Raw genomic sequence first — 772 nt, 5'->3', positions numbered from 1 at the left:
TTCACTTGATGGCTATGGGGGAAACCCGGATTGTTTGAGTTAGCCCACTACGGAACTCTTTTTTTGGACGAGATTGCCGAACTTCCTCTCACTTTGCAAGTAAAGCTACTGCGCGTGTTGCAGGAAAAAGAAATCCGGCGAATTGGCGGATTGCGTTCCATTCCGGTCGATGTGCGTTTAATCGCAGCAACTAACCGCAATTTGGAGCAATTAGTGGAAGAAGGGGCATTCCAGGAAGATTTGTACTACCGACTGAACGTGTTCCCGATTTGGATCCCGCCGTTGCGGAAGCGGGTGGAGGATATCCCGTTGCTGGTCCACCATTTCGCCGTCAAATTCAATGAGCGTTACGGTCTGAACAAAAGCTTTTCGGTGGAAGCAATCGCCGAGATACAGAAGAAACCATGGAAAGGCAATGTGCGGGAACTGCAAAATCTGGTGGAACGTTTGATCATTACGTCGGATGAGCCAGTGATCCTGGTCAAGGATGTGAACCATTTTGCGGTTGGTGAGGAACTTTCCCCGATCGAAATGAAAATTCACCGAGAGATCCCTTTAAAAGAAGCGGTGGAGGCTGCGGAGAAAGCGATGCTCGAATTTGCCAAAAAGAAATACGGGACGACCAGCGATATGGCCAGGGCTTTGGAAGTGGACCAATCCACCGTCAGCCGGAAACTCAGGAAATATTCTCTGTGACGAAAAACAAAGAAGAGGGCGTGCAACAGCCCTCTTCTTGCGCAATTCCCTCCCTTTATTTCCAATCAAAAGAGGC

Annotated in this window: 1 protein-coding gene; it reads left to right on the top strand. The window is 49.1% G+C overall.

The window, feature by feature from the left end; all coding sequences use genetic code 11:
• Positions 1-30: 30 nt before the first annotated feature.
• Positions 31-696 carry a sigma 54-interacting transcriptional regulator gene (locus VU18_RS15780; RefSeq protein ID WP_053003360.1) on the top strand — a complete coding sequence of 222 codons (666 nt, stop codon included), beginning with the start codon at positions 31-33 and terminating at the stop codon, positions 694-696.
• Positions 697-772 lie beyond the last annotated feature (76 nt).

Origin of the sequence: Geobacillus sp. ZGt-1 (assembly GCF_001026865.1) — a bacterium.
GTDB lineage: Bacteria > Bacillota > Bacilli > Bacillales > Anoxybacillaceae > Geobacillus > Geobacillus thermoleovorans.
Note: the sequence above shows the minus strand (reverse complement) of the source record. Positions and strands in the feature narration are given on the sequence as shown.